The organism is Anaeromyxobacter sp. Red801, from assembly GCF_049201065.2.
Classification (GTDB): domain Bacteria; phylum Myxococcota; class Myxococcia; order Myxococcales; family Anaeromyxobacteraceae; genus Anaeromyxobacter.
In genome coordinates, this window is sequence record NZ_CM181236.1 from 1,229,133 (window position 1) to 1,248,361 (window position 19,229).

18 protein-coding genes are annotated in these 19,229 nt (G+C 76.3%); 4 read left to right on the forward strand and 14 right to left on the reverse strand.

The genetic code is table 11. From position 1 onward, the window contains the following. The first annotated feature begins 10 nt into the window (after window positions 1-10). The gene (locus ACOQFB_RS05575) at window positions 11-361 is read left to right on the forward strand and encodes a hypothetical protein (RefSeq protein ID WP_421608910.1); all 351 of its coding nucleotides are present in this window, start codon (window positions 11-13) and stop codon (window positions 359-361) included. Window positions 362-366: 5 nt separating this feature from the next. Here ACOQFB_RS05575 and ACOQFB_RS05580 read toward each other — a convergent pair whose 3' ends face one another. Genes ACOQFB_RS05580 through ACOQFB_RS05590 form a run of 3 tightly spaced genes read right to left on the reverse strand, consistent with a single transcriptional unit; the run spans window position 367 to window position 3,427 of the window. After that, window positions 367-1,230 (reverse strand): PfkB family carbohydrate kinase, encoded by an 864-nt coding sequence (locus tag ACOQFB_RS05580; protein ID WP_421608911.1) that lies wholly within the window; start codon window positions 1,228-1,230, stop codon window positions 367-369. Further along, on the reverse strand, window positions 1,227-2,714 hold the full coding sequence (locus ACOQFB_RS05585; protein WP_421608912.1) for a M48 family metalloprotease: 1,488 nt from the start codon (window positions 2,712-2,714) through the stop codon (window positions 1,227-1,229). The genes ACOQFB_RS05580 and ACOQFB_RS05585 overlap by 4 nt, the downstream gene beginning before the upstream one ends. A 47-nt stretch (window positions 2,715-2,761) precedes the next feature. Then, window positions 2,762-3,427, reverse strand: coding sequence for a class I SAM-dependent methyltransferase (locus ACOQFB_RS05590; RefSeq protein ID WP_059437578.1), 666 nt, complete (start codon window positions 3,425-3,427; stop codon window positions 2,762-2,764). A 108-nt stretch (window positions 3,428-3,535) separates the two neighbouring features. Between ACOQFB_RS05590 and ACOQFB_RS05595 the strand changes: the two genes are divergently transcribed. Beyond that, window positions 3,536-3,919, forward strand: coding sequence for a PilZ domain-containing protein (locus ACOQFB_RS05595; RefSeq protein ID WP_421608913.1), 384 nt, complete (start codon window positions 3,536-3,538; stop codon window positions 3,917-3,919). Window positions 3,920-3,922: 3 nt separating this feature from the next. Here ACOQFB_RS05595 and ACOQFB_RS05600 read toward each other — a convergent pair whose 3' ends face one another. The 3 genes from ACOQFB_RS05600 to ACOQFB_RS05610 all read right to left on the reverse strand — a co-directional run bounded on the left by ACOQFB_RS05600 (window position 3,923) and on the right by ACOQFB_RS05610 (window position 6,480). After that, window positions 3,923-4,981 carry a ChaN family lipoprotein gene (locus tag ACOQFB_RS05600; RefSeq protein ID WP_421608914.1) on the reverse strand — a complete coding sequence of 353 codons (1,059 nt, stop codon included), beginning with the start codon at window positions 4,979-4,981 and terminating at the stop codon, window positions 3,923-3,925. Between the two features lie 119 nt (window positions 4,982-5,100). After that, window positions 5,101-5,727, reverse strand: a complete 627-nt coding sequence (locus tag ACOQFB_RS05605; protein ID WP_059437575.1) for a tetratricopeptide repeat protein — start codon at window positions 5,725-5,727, stop codon at window positions 5,101-5,103. Between the two features lie 63 nt (window positions 5,728-5,790). Continuing rightward, window positions 5,791-6,480, reverse strand: coding sequence for a class I SAM-dependent methyltransferase (locus ACOQFB_RS05610; protein WP_059437574.1), 690 nt, complete (start codon window positions 6,478-6,480; stop codon window positions 5,791-5,793). A gap of 123 nt (window positions 6,481-6,603) precedes the next feature. On the opposite strand from ACOQFB_RS05610, the gene ACOQFB_RS05615 reads away from it, so the two are divergent. Then, window positions 6,604-7,752: an esterase/lipase family protein gene (locus tag ACOQFB_RS05615; protein ID WP_421608915.1), complete on the forward strand. Its 1,149-nt coding sequence runs from the start codon at window positions 6,604-6,606 to the stop codon at window positions 7,750-7,752. 13 nt (window positions 7,753-7,765) lie between these two features. Here ACOQFB_RS05615 and ACOQFB_RS05620 read toward each other — a convergent pair whose 3' ends face one another. The 8 genes from ACOQFB_RS05620 to ACOQFB_RS05655 all read right to left on the reverse strand — a co-directional run bounded on the left by ACOQFB_RS05620 (window position 7,766) and on the right by ACOQFB_RS05655 (window position 17,649). Beyond that, the gene (locus ACOQFB_RS05620) at window positions 7,766-8,365 is read right to left on the reverse strand and encodes a LutC/YkgG family protein (protein ID WP_059437572.1); all 600 of its coding nucleotides are present in this window, start codon (window positions 8,363-8,365) and stop codon (window positions 7,766-7,768) included. After that, window positions 8,358-9,734 (reverse strand): lactate utilization protein B, encoded by a 1,377-nt coding sequence (locus tag ACOQFB_RS05625; protein ID WP_421608916.1) that lies wholly within the window; start codon window positions 9,732-9,734, stop codon window positions 8,358-8,360. Before ACOQFB_RS05625 ends, ACOQFB_RS05620 begins: the two co-directional genes overlap by 8 nt. Next, window positions 9,731-10,474 carry a (Fe-S)-binding protein gene (locus tag ACOQFB_RS05630; RefSeq protein WP_059437570.1) on the reverse strand — a complete coding sequence of 248 codons (744 nt, stop codon included), beginning with the start codon at window positions 10,472-10,474 and terminating at the stop codon, window positions 9,731-9,733. The genes ACOQFB_RS05625 and ACOQFB_RS05630 overlap by 4 nt, the downstream gene beginning before the upstream one ends. Before the next feature lie 68 nt (window positions 10,475-10,542). Then, complete coding sequence (locus ACOQFB_RS05635; RefSeq protein ID WP_059437569.1) at window positions 10,543-12,219, reverse strand: L-lactate permease; 1,677 nt, start codon at window positions 12,217-12,219, stop codon at window positions 10,543-10,545. Beyond that, on the reverse strand, window positions 12,216-14,255 hold the full coding sequence (locus tag ACOQFB_RS05640) for an FAD-linked oxidase C-terminal domain-containing protein (protein ID WP_494492490.1): 2,040 nt from the start codon (window positions 14,253-14,255) through the stop codon (window positions 12,216-12,218). Before ACOQFB_RS05640 ends, ACOQFB_RS05635 begins: the two co-directional genes overlap by 4 nt. After that, a complete protein-coding gene (locus ACOQFB_RS05645) occupies window positions 14,192-15,118 on the reverse strand; it encodes an FAD-binding protein (protein ID WP_494492491.1) in 927 nt (308 codons plus the stop codon). Before ACOQFB_RS05645 ends, ACOQFB_RS05640 begins: the two co-directional genes overlap by 64 nt. Before the next feature lie 132 nt (window positions 15,119-15,250). Continuing rightward, on the reverse strand, window positions 15,251-15,967 hold the full coding sequence (gene btsR / locus ACOQFB_RS05650) for a two-component system response regulator BtsR (RefSeq protein ID WP_237757913.1): 717 nt from the start codon (window positions 15,965-15,967) through the stop codon (window positions 15,251-15,253). Then, window positions 15,967-17,649, reverse strand: a complete 1,683-nt coding sequence (locus ACOQFB_RS05655; RefSeq protein ID WP_059437566.1) for a sensor histidine kinase — start codon at window positions 17,647-17,649, stop codon at window positions 15,967-15,969. The genes btsR and ACOQFB_RS05655 overlap by 1 nt, the downstream gene beginning before the upstream one ends. 283 nt (window positions 17,650-17,932) lie before the next feature. On the opposite strand from ACOQFB_RS05655, the gene ACOQFB_RS05660 reads away from it, so the two are divergent. Then, window positions 17,933-19,222, forward strand: coding sequence for an efflux RND transporter periplasmic adaptor subunit (locus ACOQFB_RS05660; RefSeq protein ID WP_421608918.1), 1,290 nt, complete (start codon window positions 17,933-17,935; stop codon window positions 19,220-19,222). Window positions 19,223-19,229 lie beyond the last annotated feature (7 nt).

Below are 19,229 nucleotides of genomic sequence, written 5' to 3' on the forward strand. Positions count from 1 at the left end.
ATGCGGAATCATGGCACCTCTCCGGTGGATTCCCCGCGACGGCGGGCTGTGGCTCGACCTCTCCTCGGGCGGCGAGGGGGAGGGGACCTGGCTGGCGGTCCTCCCGCACGCCGAGCCCGGCTACTGGCGCCCGGTGTGCGTCCTCGTGCCGGGCGAGGAGGAGCGCGAGATCGGCGACGGCGTGGCCGGCCGCGAGCTGGCGCAGGACACGGTGGTGAAGTACGCGATCCAGGCGATCGCGGCGCTGCACGGCGTCTCGCCCGCGCACCGCGAGCCGGAGGAGGACGCGCCCTGGCCGCGGCGCACGCTGGGCCGGCTCTGGGGGCTGCTGGAGGCGACCGCGACCGGCGAGGGCGGGTAGCCGGCTCACGCGCCCGGCGCGCCGTCGAGCACCGGGACCCTCGCGGCCCGCGCGTGCGCCTCGCCCATGCGATCGAGCGCGCCGCCGCCGCGGGCCTCGACCGCGATGGCGCCGGCAGCCGCGCCGAGCCGGGCGGCGTCCACCGGGTCGTCGCCGCGCGCGAGGCCGAACAGGAACCCGGCCGCGAACGCGTCGCCGGCGCCGGTCGGATCCACCTCGCGCGCCGGCGAGACGCCGACCCGCCGCGCGCGCCCCCGCGCCACGACCTCGCACCCGCGCACACCGCGCGTCACCACCACGATCGGCACCGCCCGGGCCAGCCGCGCCGGCAGGTCGCCCTGGCCGCGCAGGTCGTCCTCCCCGACGAACGCCACGTCCACGCCGGCGAGCGCCCCCGGCGCGGGCTCCCAGCGCGGCTGCGCCACCTCGCCGCCGGGGAGCACCGCGCGCACCAGGCCCTGCACGCCGAGCCCGACCACCCGCGCCCGGACGGCCGCGGTGAACGCGCGCACGTCCACCTCGCCGAGCACCGGCGCGAGGTGCAGCACGTCGGCCTCGCGCCAGCCGGGGGGGAGCGCGCCCGGGTCGAGCGGCGGCGCGGCGGCCTCGACGCGCTGGGCCCGGGCGCCGTCCGGGCCGTAGCGGTTCTCGAACGCGGTGGTGCGCGGCGCGGGGACGACGAGGGCCTCGAGCCCGGCGAGCGCCGCGGCCGGGAGCTCCGGGCCCGCGGCGGTGAGCACCCGCACCCGGGCGCCCAGCCCGCGCCAGGTGTGGCCCGCGTACCAGGCCGAGCCGCCGGGCACCTGCGCGCCACCGGTCCGGTCGAGCGTGACGTGACCGCAGGCGAGGACCAGCGGCGCCGCGCTCACGTCGAGTCCTGGGGCGTCTCCACCGCGCGCCGCACCACCTCGGCGAGCCGGGAGCGGTCGGCGAGCGCCTCCTCGGCCACGTGGAGCGGCGCCACCACCGCCCGCCCCAGCGCGACCTCCACCGGCCGGCCGATCTCGCTGCGCCAGGCGCCGCCGCGCTCGACCAGCGACAGCCCCACCAGCGCGCCGAGCGCGTGCGAGACGATCCGCTCCACCTGCCGCGTGCGGTCGTCCACCGGGACGGACGCGAGCGACGGGTCGAGCACCAGCGCGGCGGCCTCGTCGTGCCGCCGCTCCAGCGTCGGCAGCAGCGCGGCGAGCGCGCCCTGGCCGGTGGCCGGCGCGCCGAACTCGGCGGCCACCCGGGCCGCGTAGGCCCGGCCGGCGCGCTCGACGCGCGGCCCGTACACCCGCGCGCCCACCTCGGCCCACGGCACCACCGCGAGCGGCCGCTCCCCGGCGCGCTCCGCGGCCACGCGCGCGGTGAGCTCGCGCTCGAGGCGCTCGGCGTTCAGCAGGAGGCTGCGCGCGGGCCGCGCGTCTCGCGGGCGCCCGGCGTCGGGGAACGCGCGCGCGAAGGCGAGGCGCGCGGCGAGGGGAGGGTGGAGGCCCTCCGGCTCGGCGGGCGCGCGGGCCAGCTCGCGCTCCAGCGCGACGGAGCGGCCCTGCTCGGTGAGCTCCGCCTCGTAGGCGCGGAAGCCGTCGTAGAGGTTCTCCGGCTGGTGGCCCTCGGCCACGAGCGGCTCGACCTCGTCGGCCAGGAACGCGGTGAACAGCACCGCGCCGCGCGCCGCGCGCTCGAGCGCCGCGAGGTGGGCGGCGGCCCCGGCCACCTGGATCGCCGCCCGGTCCGCCTGCAGCTCCTGGGCGCGCGCCAGGTGCAGCGTGGCGCGCAGGTACGCGGCGCAGAGCCGGCGGAACGGCGCCCCGATCGCGCCGCCGCGGCCGGGCGCCGACGCGCGCGCCAGCACCGCGCGCGCCCGGTGCAGCAGGCCCCCGGCGCGCCCGCCCGCGCGCCGGTGCCCCAGCTCATGGGCCAGCGCCGCCTCCAGCTCCGACACGCCGAGGAGCGCGATCAGCCCGACGCCGATCCCGAGCACCGGGTGCGCGCCGAGGCCGAGGACGCCGCCCTCCTCGACGGCCGTCACCTCCACGCCCGCCACCAGGCACACGCGGCGCGGCGCGGGCGCGCCCACGCGGCCGGCGACGAGCTTCACGAGCGCGATCAGCGCGGGCTGCTCGGCGGCGCGCACGTCGATGCCGGTGAGGCGCACCGGCGGCACGCGGAGCAGCAGGAGCCAGCGGACGACGAGCGCGGCCGCCGCCGCGGCGAGCGCGCCGAGCGCCCAGTGCCCCATGGGGACCGCGAGGACGGCCCCCGCGGCGAGCCCGCCCGCGAGCAGCAGCGCGACGGCGAGCCCCGCGGCGAGCAGGCCGAGCGCCAGGACGGCACGGGCGGTGACGAGCGGGGCGCGGGCGGGCAAGCGGGCGAGACCTCCCCAGCGACGGATCGTAACACGCGGCCCGGCGCTCACCCCATGATCTGGAGCACCCGCGCGCCGCGCACCGCCGCGTCCTCGATCTCGACCGTGGTGGGCACCTGGAATTCCGCCACGACCGTGAACCCCTCCCGTGGCGCGTAGGTGCGCCCCGCGTCGCCGGCGAGCACCGTCACGCCCCGCCCGGCGAGCGCACGGAACCAGGCGAGCGCGCGCGCCGCGAGCGGCCCCTCGTAGAACACGTCGCCGGCGAGCAAGACCTCCACGCCCGGCAGCGGCGCGCCGATGGGGTCGCCGGCCCGGAACGGGAGCGCGAGCCCGTTCAGCGCCGCGTTGGCGCGGACGGCCGCCTCGCAGAACGGGTCCACGTCCCAGGCCTCCACCTCGGCCGCCCCGGCGCGCACGGCGGCCAGGCCCACCAGGCCGCTCCCGGTCGCGAAGTCCACCACCCGGCGCCCGCGCACGCGCTCCGGCCGGTCGAGCAGGTGCCGCGCCAGGGCCTGGCCACCCGCCCACGGGAACGCCCAGAACGGCGAGTCGTCCCACCCGGCCAGCTCGCCGGCGGTGGCGTGCCAGAGCGGGGTCAGCTCGGTGGCCTGGTGCAGGACGAGCTCCGGGACGAGCGGGACCGGCGCGGGCGCGGTCCGCGCGCGCACGAAGGCGATCAGCTCGTCGAGGGGGCGTGCCGGGGCGGGCATGACCCGGCACCGTCGGCCCGGCGCGCCCCCGGGTCAAGCCCTCCGTGGCCGCGGGGCGCTTGCGCCGGGCGCGCGGGTGGCGGGACAATCCGCGAAAGGGGGAAGTCCATGGCCAGCGTGCAAGGGCAGCCCGAGCGCCGGCGGTTCTCGCGCATCGCGTTCCACCGGCCGGGCGAGCTGCGCGCCGGGACCGCCCGGGCCGGCTGCGGCGTCCAGGACGTCTCGCTGAAGGGCGCGCGGGTGGAGGTCCCGGCCGCGTTCCCCGGCGTCGCCGGCGAGCCCTGCGCGCTCGTCATCCAGCTCGACCAGGGCGACACGCTCATCCGCATGGACGGCGTCATCGCGCACCGCGACGGGGAGAAGGTCGGGGTCCGCTGCACCGGGATCGACCTCGACAGCATCGCCCACCTCCGGCGGCTGGTGGAGGTGAACCTCGGCGACGAGGCCCTGCTCCACCGCGAGCTGGCGGCGCTGGTGGGCGCCGAGGACTGATCGTCAGGGCTTCGCGGGCGGCGCGGCGGGCGCGGGCGCAGGCGCGGGGGCCGGTGCGGGCGCCGCCGGCTTCGCGGGAGGCTTCGCCTTCATGTGGGCGCGGAACTCGGCGCATGGGTCGGGCCGCTTCTCACCCGGCGTGAATATCACCCAGTCGAACGGGAGCCGCCCCGCGTAGTCGGCGGCGTAGGCGGCGGGGTCGTCGCGGCCGGGCACCACCTCCCGGAACAGCACGCTCGCCACCGTCGCGCCGGGATCGAGGTACGACGCCACCCCGCGGTCGGTCCGCGCGTGGCCCGAGCCGGTGATGAGCACCGCGCCGGCCGCCCCGGTCCGCGCCAGCGACTCGGCCATCTGCGCGTCGCGCGCGCGCTGGCCGGTCACCAGGGGGTCGAGCATCGACTCGGGCAGCGCGCCGCAGTGCGACTCCGCCATCTCCTGGCGCATCTCGCGGGCCACCGCCTCGGGGAGCGGCCCCTGCCGCTCGATGCGCGCGCGCACCGGCGCCGGGAGGGCCTGGACGCCGCCCCGGGCCGCGGCCTGGATCTGCGCGCGCGGCAGGTTCGCGCCCTCGATGCGCAGGCCGGCGTCCAGCGCGGCGGCGAACACCGGCCGGTAGGTCTCGAACGGTGGCCAGCCGCTCTGGCCCCAGCGCGCCGCGCGCGACACGTCCTCCGGCGTGGGCCGCGGGCCCGCCAGCGCCGCGTCGAGCGCGGGCTGCTGCTCGGTGGCGAGCATCTCGAACGCGACGGCGGGGCGCTTTCCGGCGGCGGCCAGGGCGCGGAGCAGGCGCGCCTGCAGCACGTGGTGATCGGGGTTGTCGTGCGTCTCGCCGAGCAGCACGAAGCGCGCGCCGGAGAGCCCGGCCTCGAGCGCCGCCTCGTCGGCGAAGCGCCCGGCGCGGACGTCCCAGATGCGCCCGACCAGCGGGTGGTCGCGATCGACGGTGCTGAGCCAGGCGCGCCCCGGCGCGAGCGGCTGGGCGACGAGGGTGGACGCGGACGGGCGCGGGTGGCAGGCGGCGGCGAGCAGGGCGGCGGCGAGGAGGAGGGCGCGGTGCATGCCTTGTGAGCATAAGCCACCTCGCACGGCTATCCAGCCCCGCGGCCGGAGCCGCGCTGCCCCGCCCCGCGCGGCCGGACGCCGCGGTCGCGGCGCCCCGGCCGGTGCGGCGGGCCTCGCTACTTCTTCCTGGGCGGCGGCGGGTTCGCCTTGAGCTGCGTCAGCGCCTGCTGCGCCTGCTGCGCCTGCGGGCTCGCCGGCGCGGCCGCGATCACCTGGTTCCAGGCCTTGGTGGCCTTGTCCGCGTCCTGGAGGTCGTGCAGGTAGACCACGCCGAGGTTGAACAGGCTCTGCACGTGCTTCGGGTCGAGCTCGTTCGCCTTCTTGAAGTTGGCGATGGCCTTGTCGAAGTTGCCGAGGTCCCGGTACATCACGCCCTGGTCGGTGAGGACGTCGGGGTTGTTGGGCTCGAGCTCGAGCGCGCGCCCGTAGGCCTCGACCGCCTTCTGCGCCTGGCGCGAGTCGAAGTAGTCGTTGCCGAGCTGGATCCAGGCGCGGACGTTCCGGGGATCCTTCGCGACGATCTGCTCGGCGGCGGTGATCCGGGCCTGCAGGTCCATGCTGGCGCCGGGCGAGGGCATCGGCGCGGGCAGCCCGCCCATGCCGCCGGGCGGCATCGCCGGCGCGCCGGCGGGCGCGGCGACCACGGGGACGGACGTCACCTGATCCCGCCTCGAGGCCAGCTGGCCGATCAGGAACCCGACCACGAGCCCCACGACGAGGGCGATGACGGTGTTGCGGTTCACGCGGACCTCCTTGGAAAGGGCGCTGATGTAAGCATCACTCACCCCCTCCGCGCCAGCAGAAGATCACCCGTCCGTGACGGGGCGCCGGCCGGAGAAGACGGCGAAGTGGTGCCACTTGTACGCGCAGTCCACCTCGGCGAGGCCGAGCGCCCGGAGCCAGCCGAGCTGGAGCCCGAGCGGCGCGAGCACGTCCACCCGCGTCCGCTCCAGCGCCGCCTCGAGGTCCGCCTCGGCCAGGCCGCTCGCGCGGATGGCGCGGATCCAGAGCGCCCGGTCGCGCGCGGCCACCGCCGGGTCCTCGGCGAGCACGTTGTCGGCGTTCACCAGGATGCCGCCCGGGGCGAGCGCCTCGGCGGCGCGCGCGTAGAGCGCGCGCTTGTCGCCGTCGGAGAGGTGGTGGACGGACAGCGCCGACACGATCGCGTCCCAGGGGCCGCCGAGCGGATCGCGCAGGTAGTCGCCGGTGCGGAACGTCACCCGGGCAGGCCGGCCGGCGAAGCGCGCGCGGGCGCGGTCCAGCATCTCGGCCGAGAAGTCGAGCAGCGTCACCTCGGCGGCCGGGAAGCGCGCGAGCACCTGCTCCGCCAGCAGCCCGGTCCCGGCGCCGACGTCGAGGACCCGCACCGGCCTGCCCTCCTCGAACGGCAGCAGGTCCACCGCTGCGCCGTAGAAGCCGTCGAAGCACGGGATGAGCTGCCGGCGGAGCGCGTCGTAGCGCGCCGCCGCCCCGTCGAACACCTGCTTCACGTCCATCGGTCGCCTCCGGGCGCGCATCATACGGCGCGGCGCCCGTGCGCGGACACGGGCGCGCACGCGCTCGGCGCACCCGCGGAAGTCCTGGCCCGCGGCCGGCGGACCGAGCGTAGACTCGGGGCCGTGGCCCCGCGTCACCACGTCCTGCTCGTCCCGGGGTTCTTCGGGTTCGCCAACCTGGGCGACTTCACCTACTTCGGCCACGTCCGCGACCTGCTCGCCGAGATCGGCCCGGCGCACGGCCTGGACGGCGAGATCCGCGTCGTCCGCACCGCGCCCACCGCGACGCTCCGGAGGCGCGCCGCCCTGCTGGCCGAGGACGTCGCCCGCGTCCTGGACGGGCCCGGCGGCGAGGTGAGCGTGGTGGGCCACTCCAGCGGCGGGCTGGACGTGCGCCTGCTGCTCAGCCCGGAGGTGTCGCTCCCCACCGACGCCGACGTGGAGCGGTGCGCGCGCGCGGTGCGGTCGGTGGTGACGGTGTCCGCGCCGCACTACGGCACGCCGGTCGCGCACTTCTTCAACAACCTGCTCGGCCAGCAGGTCCTCAAGATCCTCTCCCTCGCCACCATGTACACGCTCCGCGCCGGGCGGCTGCCCGCGGGCGCCGCGCTCCGGCTGGCGACGTTCCTGCGGCGGCCGGCGGCGCCGCCGAGCGGCGTGGTGGAGCAGCTCTTCTCGGAGCTGCTGGCGGACTTCTCCGGCGAGCGCCGGCGCGAGATCGAGGACTTCTTCTCGAGCCTCGGCGACGACCAGGACCTGGTCACGCAGATCGGCCCGGCCGCGATGGACGTGTTCAACGCCACCACCGAGGACCGCCCCGGCGTGCGCTACGGGTGCGTCATCTCCCGCGCCCGGCCGCCCGGCCTCCGCTCGGTGCTGGCGGCGGGGCTGGGACCGTACGCGCAGGCCACCCACGCCATGTACGTCGGGCTCTACCGCATCGCCTCGGGCACGCCGCTCGACCGCGAGCCGCCGCTCTCGATCGTGCAGGCGCGGCCGCTCCGGCTCGCCTACGGGCGCATCCCGGACGCGCGCGCCAACGACGGCATGGTCCCCACCCGCAGCCAGGTCTGGGGCGACGTCATCCGCGCGGTCTGGGCCGACCACCTCGACGTCATCGGCCACTTCTCGCAGCCGCGCCACGTGCCGCCGCACTTCGACTGGCTGGCCTCCGGGACCGGCTTCACCCGCGGGCAGTTCGAGGAGACCTGGCGCGCGGTGGCCGCGTACCTGGGCGGCGGCTCGCGGCGGGTGCGCGCCGGCGGCCGCTGACCGCGGGCGCCGGTCAGCCGACCAGGAACACGGTGCAGGAGCGCGCGCCGTGCGCGCCGATCACCAGCGCCTGCTCGATGTCGGCCGTCTTGGACGGCCCGGCCACGAACAGGCCGAAGCCGGGGCCGTCGAAGCGGATGCGCGCGTAGGCCTCGTGCAGGTCGTTCACGATCTCCGCGGCGGGGACCACGAGCGCGAGGTGCTGGGCGATCACGAACACCGCCCGGTGGCCGAGGTCCTCGCCGGCCACCCACACCGCGCCGTTCTCGGCCACCGCGAAGCGCCCCGGGACGACCGCCAGGTCCACGCCCTCGAGCTCGTGCGGATCGGCGACGTCCGCCGGGCCCGCTTCACCCGCCGTTCCCGCGCCCGCCTCCGGGACCCGCGACACCACCCGGCGCGCCTCGAGCCGCGCCGCGAGCGCCGCCACCGCCTCGCGCAGCGCGGCCGCGTCCGGCACCCGCTGGAAGGCCCCGCCCACCGCCTGCACCGCCTCGCCGAGCTGGAGCGCCAGGTCGGCGTAGGGGGTGCCGCGCACGGGCTCGGAGGGGAGCCCGGGATCGGGCGGAGCGGCGCGGCGGAGCGCGGCCAGGATCTCCTCGCGGCTACCCACGGCCGCCTCCCCGGGTGCGGCGCCAGGCGTCGCGGAAGCTCTCGGCCGGTGCAGCCGGCAGCTCGCGCTGCCGCCCCCACGCGTTCCAGCGGCCGTAGAGCAGCGCGCGCGGGAGGCGCCGGAGCGCGAGGCGCGCCAGGCGACCGGCCAGCTCGTACAGCGCGCGGTGCCCGAGCACCCACGCGCCGACGCGCATCGCCAGCCGCTTCGCGAGCGGCTGGCCGCCGGCGCGGACCACCTCGCGGCGCCGCGCCAGGAGCTGGTCGTGCAGCGGGATCTTCACCGGGCAGACCGCGTCGCAGGAGCCGCACAGGCTGGAGGCGAACGGCAGCGAGCCGTGCGCGGCCGGGTCGCGCCCGGGGGCGAGCACCGAGCCGATGGGGCCGGGGATGGTCCAGGCGTAGCTGTACCCGCCGCTGCGCCGGAACACCGGGCAGGTGTTCATGCACGCGCCGCAGCGGATGCACGCCAGCGCGCCGCGGAACTCCTCCTCCGCGAGCAGGCGCGAGCGGCCGTTGTCCACGATCACCACGTGCAGCTCGCCGCCCGGGCGCGGCGCGTGGAAGTGGGTCGTGTAGGTCGTCACCGGCTGGCCGGTGGCGGAGCGCGCCAGCAGGCGCAGGAACACCGAGAGGTCGGCGAGCCGCGGGACGATCTTCTCGACGCCCATGCAGGCGACGTGGAGCGGGGGCAGGTGCGTGCCCATGTCGGCGTTGCCCTCGTTCGTGCACACCACGATCCCGCCGGTCTCCGCGATCGCGAAGTTCACGCCGGTGAGGCCGGCCTGCGCCGCCAGGAACTTCTCGCGCAGGTGCGCGCGCGCGGCCTGCGTGAGGTAGGTGGGATCCGAGGCGCCGGCCGCGGTGCCGAGGGTGCGGTGGAACAGCTCGCCGATCTCCTCCTTCTTCTTGTGGATGGCGGGCAGCACGATGTGCGAGGGCGGCTCGCCGGCGAGCTGGACGATCCGCTCGCCCAGGTCGGTGTCCACCACCTCGATGCCGCGCGCCTGCAGGTACGGGTTGAGGTGGCACTCCTCGGTGAGCATCGACTTCGACTTCACCACCCGGGTGACGCCGCGCTCCGAGAGGATCCGGTGCACGACCGCGTTGTGCTCGTCGGCGTCGCGGGCCCAGTGCACCCGGAGGCCGCGGCGGGTGGCCTCGCGCTCGAACTGCTCCAGGTAGTCGGCCAGCCGGGCCCGGGCGTGCGCCTTCACGGCGGCGGCGCGCTCGCGCAGCGCCTCCCACTCCGGCACCGCCGCGGCCATGCGGTCGCGCTTCAGGCGCACGAACCAGAGCGCCTGGTCGTGCCAGTGGGCGCGCGGCTCGTCGGCCGCGAAGCGCGCGGCGCGCTCGGCGTGGCCGGTCACGCGGTCGCCTCCGCCAGGAGCTCCGCCACGTGCCGGAACCGGAGCGGCAGCCGGGTGCGCCGCGCCAGGCCGTCGAGGTGCATGAGGCAGGACACGTCGGTGCCGGTGACCACCTCCGCCCCGGCCGCCAGGTGGTCGGCGATCCGGTCGCGCCCCATCAGGCAGGAGACGGCCTCCTCGGCCACCGCGAACGTGCCGCCGAACCCGCAGCACTCGTCGGGCCGCGAGAGCGACACGAGCTCGATGCCCTGCAGCCGGGAGAGGAGCAGGCCGACCTTGCTGAAGCGCGGCTCCATCCGCTCGCTGGGGCTGCCCAGGCCGAGCTCGCGCAGGCCGTGGCAGCTCTGGTGCAGCCCGACCTTGTGCGGGTACCGGCCCGGCAGCTCGCCCACCTTCAGCACGTCGGTGAGGAACTCGCAGAGCTCGAAGGTCCCGCGCCGCAGCCGGTCGAAGCCCGGGGCGCCGGACAGGAACGCGCCGTAGTGGTTCCGGACCATCGAGACGCAGCTGCCGGAGGGCGCCACCACGTGGTCGAAGCCGCCGAACACCTCCAGGAAGTGCCGCGCCAGCGGCGCGGCGTCGGCGGCGAAGCCCGCGTTCGCCATGGGCTGGCCGCAGCAGGTCTGCTCCTCGGGGAACACGACCTCGACGCCGAGCCGCTCCAGCACGCGCACGGTCGCGTGCGCGACCTGCGGGTGGAGCTGGTCCACGTAGCACGGCACGAACAGCGCGACCTTCACCGGGACCTCCCGGGCCACTCTGCCCGGATCCCGCCCTTCGGTGAAGCGGGGATCCGGGAGGGCCCCTGCTAGTGCGGGATCGGCACCATCCCGGTGAACACGTACGCCTGGAGGAACACCACCACGCCCACCAGGCAGGCGAGCACCAGCGAGTGCCAGAACACGTAGCGGAGGATGATCCCCTCGTGGCCGTGCTGGCCGGTCGCGACCGACGCGACCACGATGCTCTGCGCGTCGATCATCTTGCCCATCACGCCGCCCGAGCTGTTGGAGGCCGCCGCGAGGATCGGGTTCATGCCGATCTGCTGGGCGCTCACCACCTGCAGGTTGCCGAACAGCACGTTGGACGAGGTGTCGGAGCCGGTGAGCGCCACGCCCAGCCAGCCGAGCAGCGGCGAGAAGAACGGGAACAGGTGGCCGGTGGAGGCGAACGCGAGGCCCATGGTCGAGTCGGAGCCCGAGAAGCGGGTGGTGAAGCCGAGCGCCAGCATGGCCGCGATGGTGAGGAGCGAGAAGCGCACGCGCTTCAGCGTGCCGAGGTAGGTGCGGAGGAGGTCGCCCGGGCCGAGCTTCAGGATGAGGCCGGAGACCACGCCGGAGAGCAGCAGGCCGGTGCCGGTGGCCGAGAGCATGTTGAGGCTGTACTTCGCCGCCTCGGGCGCGAGGACCTTCGAGACCGGGGGCGCCTTGTGCACCAGGTTGTGCAGGAACGGCACCTCCCAGGTCGGGTTGAAGATGCCGTTCATCCAGGTCTTCACCGACGGCAGGCCCCACGCGAACACGAACACCGAGAGGATGATCCAGGGGAGCCACGCCACCAGCCCCTCGGCGGCGGTGGGCCCCCGGCGCGCGGCGGCGGCGCCGACCGACTTGCGGGCGGCGGCCAGGGCCGCGTCGGCGTCGCGCTCGTCGTGGAAGCGCCACACCGACCGCGGCTGCCAGACCTTGAGCAGCACGTACATGGCGAGCAGCGACACCGCCGCGGCCACGATGTCCACCAGCGAGGGGCCGTAGAAGTTGGAGACCACGAACTGCGGGACCGCGAAGAACAGGCCGGCGACCAGGCAGGCCGGCCAGACCTCGACCATGCCGCGGAAGCCCGCCATGGCCCACACCAGCCAGAACGGGACGATGAGCGAGAACAGCGGGAGCTGGCGCCCGGTCATGGCGGACAGCGCCAGCTCGTTCAGGCCGGTCACCTTGGCGAGCGTGATGATGGGCGTGCCGAGGGCGCCGTACGCGACCGGCGCGGTGTTCCCGATGAGCGCCAGGCCGGCCGCCGGGAGCGGCTTGAAGCCCAGGCCGATGAGCATGGCGGCGCTGATGGCGACCGGCGTCCCGAACCCGGCGGCGCCCTCGATGAACGCGCCGAAGGAGAAGCCGATGAGCAGCACCTGGATGCGCCGGTCGGAGGCGAGGCCGGCGATGGTCTCCTTCACCACCTCGAACTTCCCGGTCCTGACGGTGATGTCGTAGACGAAGATCGCGTTCAGCACGATCCAGCCGATGGGCAGCAGGCCGAACGCCGCGCCGTTCAGCGCGGCGGCGCCGGCCATCGACGCGGGCATGCCGTAGACGCCGATCGCGATCCCGAGCGCCAGCACCAGGCCGATGAGCGCGGCCCAGTGGGCCTTGACGTGGAAGAAGGCGAGCGCGCCCAGCAGCGCGACCACCGGGAGGGCGGCGACCAGCGCCGAGACGATCAAGCTGCCGGCGACGGGGGTGTACGTCTGGGTCCAGCTCATCGGGCGATCTCCTTCACGGTAGGTGCGTCCGGGGGAACGGAAGGCTCCGGGTCTCGGGCGGCGCGCGGGGAGGCGCAGCGGTCCACCAGCCAGGCCAGCGGGCGGTACGGCACGCCGGCGTGCAGCGACAGGCCGATCTCGCAGGTCCGGCTGGAGGAGAAGCCCGCGGCGCAGCCGGCCGGGAGCGCCGCGGCGAGCGGCGCGAGCGCGGAGGCGTTCAGCTCGGGGTGCGTGAAGCCGCGATCGCCGGCGAAGCCGCAGCAGCCGACCTCCCGCGGGATCACCACCTGCTCGGCGCAGGCCTCGGCCACGGCCCGGAACGCGGGCCCGAGCCCGAGCTTCACCGCGCTGCAGGGCACGTGCACCGCCACCGGGCCGGGCACGCGGGTCAGCGACACGCGCGGCAGCACGAGCCGCTGGATGAGCTCGACCGGATCGTGGATCGCGATCCGGCCGCCGGCCGCCTTGCGCATGCGGTACACGCAGGGGCTGGTGTCGAACACCACCGGGTGGCGCCCGCCCTCGCTCGCCTCGAGCAGCGCGGCCTCCAGCTCCCGGCTCTTGCGGTCCGCCTGGGCGGGCCAGCCCTTCGACTCGAAGGGCATGCCGCAGCACAGCCCCTCCATGCCGGCGGGGAAGGCCACGTCGAACCCGGCCTTGCCCAGCAGCGAGAGCATGGCGGCGTGGACCTCCACGCCCTCCGCGTCGCCGCGCGCCGGGCCCATGGTGCGCGAGACGCAGCTCGGGAAGTACACCACCCGGTCGCCGCCGCGGCGCGTCCCGTCGAGGCGCGGCGCGCGGGCGGCGCGCGGCGTGGCCTCGTTCCAGACCGGCAGGCGGCCGGCGCTGAGCCGGTGCAGGCCGCGGGTCAGCCCGGAGAGCGCGGCGGTGCCGAGCACGGCGTGCGCCGCGGACGCGAGCCGCAGGCCGGCGCGCGCGCCCGCGGCCACCGCCGCGAAGCGGTCCGCGGCGAGATCCGCGGCCCCGCCGCCGTCGCCGTGGGCCTGGGCGCGCAGCCACTTGGTGTGCTCGCCGGTGTCGATGCCCACCGGGCAGGCGGTGGCGCACAGGCCGTCCACCGCGCAGGTCTCCTCGCCCAGGTAGACGTAGTCGCGCTCCAGCCGCTCGCGCGCCGCCGGGTCCTCGCCGGTGACGCGCAGCCGGGCGATCTCGCGCTGCGCCACGATGCGCTGGCGCGGGGTGAGGGTGAGGTCGCGCGACGGGCAGCGCGGCTCGCAGAAGCCGCACTCGATGCAGCGGTCGAGGATGGGGTGCGCGTGCGGGAGCGCCTTCAGGTGCCGGAGGTGCGCGTGCGGGTCGTCGTTCAGCAGCACGCCCGGGTTGAGCAGCCCGACCGGATCGAGCAGCCGCTTCACCCGCCGCATCAGCCCGGTGGCCTTCGCGCCCCACTCCAGCTCCACGAACGGCGCGACGTTGCGGCCGGTGCCGTGCTCGCCCTTCAGTGAGCCGTCGTATTTGCGCGCCACCATGGTGCAGACGTCGTCCATGAAGCGCGCGTACCGCTCCACCTCGCCCTCGGCGCCGAAGTCCGGCGTGAAGACGAAGTGCAGGTTCCCGTCGAGCGCGTGGCCGAAGATGATCCCGTCGTACCCGTGGGCCGCGAGCAGGCCCTGCAGCTCGACGGTCGCGTCGGCGAGGTGGCGGATGGGGAACGCCACGTCCTCGATGACCACGGTGGTGCCGATGGGCCGGGCGGCGCCCACCGCCGGGAACAGCCCGCGGCGCACGTCCCAGAGCCGCTCGTACTCGGCCTTCACCGCGGTGAAGCGGACCGGCGCGAGCACGGGGACCGGCGCCATGCGCGCGAGCAGGGCGTCCACCTGCGGGCCGAGCTCGGCGGGCGTGGCGGCGCGGGTCTCGATGAGCAGGGCCGCCGCGCCGTCGGGCAGCCCGGCCAGCTCGGGCGGCATGCCGGGCTTCGCCTCCACCGAGCGCAGCGAGGCCCGGTCCATCAGCTCGACCGCCGCCACCGGGCCGCCCTGGAGCAGCATGGTGGCGCGGGCGGCGTCGCCCACGCCGGCGAAGAGCGCCAGCGCGCTCGCCTTGTGCGCGTGCTCGGGGACGGTGTGGTAGGTGACCTCCGCGAGAAGCCGAGCGTCCCCTCCGACCCGATCATCAGGTGGAGCAGGACGTCCACCGGGTCCTCGAAGTCCACGAACGCGTTCAGCGCGTAGCCGGTGGTGTTCTTGATCCGGAACTTCTCGACGATCCGGCGGCGGAGCGCGGGGTCGGCCTCGATCTCGGCGCGGATGGACTGCAGCCCCGCCACGAGCTCCGGGTGCGCCGCGTGGAACGCCGCGCGCGAGGCCGGGTCGCCGGTGTCGAGCTCGGTGCCGTCCGCCAGCACCAGGCGCATCGACGCGACCGTCCGGTAGCTGTTCTGGGCGGTGCCGCAGCACATCCCCGACGCGTTGTTCGCGGCGATCCCGCCCACCATGCAGGCGCCGATCGAGGCCGGATCCGGGCCGAGCTTGCGCCCGAGCGGCGCCAGCACCGCGTTCGCGTCCGCGCCGATCACGCCGGGCTCGAGCGCGATGCGCGCGCCGCCGTCGAGCACGCGCATGCCGCGCCAGCCCCCGGTGACGCGCACCAGCACCGAGTCGGTGACCGCCTGGCCCGAGAGGCTGGTCCCGGCCGCGCGGAACGTCACCGGCGTGCCCAGCCGCGCCGCCTCGGCGAGCACGCGGCGGACCTCCTCCACCGTCCGGACCTCGACGACGAGGCGCGGGGTGAGCCGGTAGAAGCTCGCGTCGGTGCCGAGCGCGAGCCGCCGGAGCGGGTCGGTGACGAGCCGCTCGCCGGGGAGGTGTCGCGCCAGCGCCTCGTGGAGGCGGAGGTAGGGCTCGGGGAGCGCGCGCACGTCGTCTCGGTGGGCCATGGCGGGCGGACGCGCATCGCACCACGTCCGCGCGGGGCTGCGCGGGAGATCCCGCGACCGGCGCCGGGCGCGCCGCGACCGGTCGCCCGGCGGGGGCGAGCGGGGCGGCCCGAGGGGCCCGGCCGGGGCCGATCAGAACCCGAGGCGCTCGCGCACCTGCGCCAGGTGGCGGCGGCTCACCGGCACGTCGTGCCCGCCGCGCGTCCGGATCACCGCCGCGCCGGCCTCGACGTCGTCGCCGGGGCGGATCTCGTCCACGCGGTCCGGGTTCACGAGGTGCTGCTTGTGGCAGCGCAGCAGCCCGCCGCGCTCCTCCAGCACCTTCAGCGTGAGCTCGGTGAACAGCTCGCCCTGCGCGGTGACCACGTGCACGCCGGCGGGGCCGGAGCGGACGAGCTCGATCTCGCCGAGCGGGACCAGCTTCACCGCGCGGCCGGCGAGGCAGGGGACGCGCGTGAGCGGCGGCGCGAGCGGCGGCGCGGCGCGCGCGAGGCCGGCGCGGGCGCGCAGCCGCTCCAGCGTCCTGCGGAGCCGGTCGGGCGCCACCGGCTTCAGCAGGTAGTCGGCGGCGCTCTCCTCGAAGGCGCGCAGCGCGAACGCGTCGTGCGCGGTGACGAACACCACCGCCGGCTGGCCGTCCGGATCGAGCATGCCGAGCAGCTCGAACCCGTCCACCACCGGCATCTGCACGTCGAGGAACAGCACGTCCGGCCGCTCCCGCCGCACCGCCTGCAGCGCCTCGACCGCGTTGCCGCAGTCGGCCGCGACCTCCACCTCGCCGCTGGCCTGGAGCAGCGCGCGCAGCTCGGCCCGGGCGTTGGGCTCGTCGTCCACGATGACGGCGCGCATCACGCGGCACGCTCCTCGAACGGCACCCGCACCGACACGCGCGTGAGCGCGCTCGGCGTGCAGGAGACGGTGACCCCCCACTCGGCGCCGAGCAGGTTCTTGATGCGCCGGTCCACCAGGCTCATGCCCATCCCGTCGGCGCCGGGGCGCGGCGCGTAGGCGCCGGCGTCGTCCTCGATCTCGATCACCGCCGCGGCGCCCTGGCGGTAGGCGCGGATGCGGGTGGTGGCCTCGCCGAGCGTCGCGCCGAGGCCGTGCTTCACGGCGTTCTCGATGAGCGGCTGCAGCGTGAACGTGGGCAGCCGCAGGCCCAGCAGCGCCGGGTCCACCTCGGTGAGGACCAGCAGGCGGTCGCCGAAGCGGGCCTTCTCGATCTCGAGGTAGGCCCGGGCGTGCTCCAGCTCCTCCTCGAGCGTCGAGAGCGGGGCGGAGCGCTTCAGGTTCTTGCGGAACAGCGCGGAGAGGTGGCCGAGCAGCTCGCGGGCGCGCTCCGGGTCGGTGCGGGTCACGGCGTGGACGGTGTTGAGCGCGTTGAAGAGGAAGTGCGGGTCCACCTGCGCCTGGAGCAGCCGCAGCTCGGTGAGGACGAGCAGGCTCTTCTGCTCGTGGAAGCGGGCCCGCAGGAGCTGGTCGGAGAGCAGGTCGGCGATGCCCTCGCCGAGCGAGCGGTTCAGCCGGCGGAAGCGGGTGCGCGCGGTCTCGAGGAGCTGCACCGTCCCGATGGCGGCGCCGTCCACCACCAGCGGGATGACCACGGCCGAGTCGAGCGGGCAGTCCGGGGAGACCGCGCAGCGGTAGTGCGCGTGCTCGCCGTCGGCGAACACCACCTCGTGCCGCTCGATGGCGCCGCGGGTCAGCGGCGAGGCGATGGGCAGGCCGGGCCGGTGGTGGTCGGACCCGCGCCCCACGAACGCGAGCACCGTCTCGGTGTCGGTGATGGCGACCGCGCCCACCCCGGTCTCCTCCTGGATGATGGACGCCAGCTCGCCGGCCACCGAGCGGTCGAAGCCGCGCGCGAGCGGGCCGAGGGTCCGCTCGGCGATGCGGAGCGCCCGGGCGGAGGTGGCGGCCGCCACGCGGTCGTAGCGCTCGTGGCGGTCGCGCAGCAGCGTCATGAACAGCGCGGCGCCCACCGAGTTCGCCAGGATCATGGGCACGCCGATGCCCTGCACCACGTGCACCGACTCCTGGAACGGGCGGGAGACGGCGAGGAGCAGGCCCATGTGGAGGACCTCGCCGGCGGCGGTCACCGCGAAGGCGAGCTTCCAGGAGATGAGCCGGTCCGGCGCGGCCGCGGCGAGCCGGCGGTGCACCAGCCCCCCCATCAGCCCCTCCAGCGTGGTGGCGATGGCCCCGGCGCCGGCGGTGAAGCCGCCGAGGGTGAGCCGGTGCGCGCCGGAGAGCAGGCCCACCGCCACGCCCACCGCCGGCCCGCCCAGCATGCCCCCCAGCACCGCGCCCACGGCGCGCGTGTTGGCGATGGCGCCGCCGGCGAGCGGGAGGCCGAGGTAGGTGCCGAGGATCGCGATGCCGGTGAAGAAGAGCAGCAGCGAGAGCTTGGCGCGGGGCCGCAGCCAGTCGGTGCGGGCCGGCGTGAACGCCGGGGAGCGCGAGTACAGGTGGAACAGGACGAAGAAGACCGCCATCGCCTCGAAGAGCGTGAGCAGCAGGCGGCCCATCATCGCGTTCCGGTCCTCCGGGCCGCCGCGGCGGGCGGCGGGAGCCGGACGATAGCGCCCGGCACGCGCGGGGCGCAAACGAGGGCCGGGGAGCGGTCCGCCGCGAGCGTGGGAGCGTCCCGTTGCCGCGGCGCGCCCGCGGCGGCCCGAGGCCGGTTAACCTTCCGGTGCTTCGGGGGTACTCCCCGCGGCGCGCGATGCCGGCCCGCGGACCACGCGGAGGGGGTCGCGGGGCCGGCAACGACGACGCGGCGCGGCCTCCGGCCGCCCGGGAGACACGCACACCATGACGCGCCGGAACCTGATGTACGCCGCGGCGGCGGTCGCCGCCCTGGCCGCGCTGCTGGGCCTCTGGCGCTGGCGCGCCGCGAGGAGCGCCGGCGAGGTCCACTACGAGACGGCCCGGGTGGATCGGGGCCGGGTCGTGGCGAAGGTGACGGCCACCGGGACGCTCTCCGCCCTGGTCACCGTGCAGGTCGGCAGCCAGGTGTCGGGGCGGATCTCGGAGCTGCGCGCGGACTTCAACTCGCGGGTGCGCAAGGGCGAGGTGATCGCCCGCATCGACCCGCAGCTGTTCCGGGCCGCGGTGGCCCAGGCCCGGGCGAACACGGTCGCCGCCGAGGGGAACCTCGCCAAGGCGCGCGCCCAGGCGGCGGACGCCGACCGGCAGCTGGGCCGGACGCGGCAGCTCGCCGAGCGCAACCTCGTCGCGGCCGCGGACCTCGACACCGCGCAGGCGAACGCGGACGGCGCGCGCGCCGCGGTGCAGGCGGCGCAGGGCACGCTGGCCCAGGCGCGGGCCGCGCTGCAGCAGGCGCAGGTGAACCTGGGCTACACCGACATCGTGTCGCCCACGAACGGCGTGGTGATCTCGCGCAACGTGGACGTGGGCCAGACCGTGGCCGCCTCGCTCCAGGCGCCCATCCTCTTCGTCATCGCGGAGGACCTCGCCAAGATGCAGGTGGACACCAGCGTGGCCGAGGCCGACGTCGGCCGGCTGCGCGCGGGCATGCCCGCCAGCTTCACCGTGGACGCCTATCCGAACGAGGTGTTCTCCGGGACGGTCCGGCAGGTCCGCAACGCCGCCACCACCGTCCAGAACGTGGTGACCTACGACGCGGTGGTGGACGTGGCCAACCCCGAGCTGAAGCTGAAGCCGGGCATGACGGCCACCGTGACGTTCGTGTACGCGCAGCGCGACGACGTGCTCCGCGTGCCGAACGCGGCGCTGCGCTTCCGCCCGCCGGCCGGTCTGAAGCGCCCGGCGCAGGGGGCGCAGGCGCAGGAGGGGACCGCGCCGGCGGGGCAGGGGACGCGGGCCGGCGCGAGGCCGGATCGGAGCGGCGGGGACGGCGCGCGGGCGCGGCCGGAGGGCGGCCGGACGGTGTGGGTGCTCCGCGGCGAGGCGCGGGAGCCGGTCGCGGTCGCGGTGCAGACCGGGATCACCGACGGGAGCTCCACCGAGCTCGTCTCCGGCGACCTGCGGGAGGGCGACCCGGTCGTCACCGACGCGACCGGCGGCGGCGCGAGCGGGCGGCAGAACGGCGGCGGCCCCATGCGCCGCGGGCCGTTCTAGGGGGCGA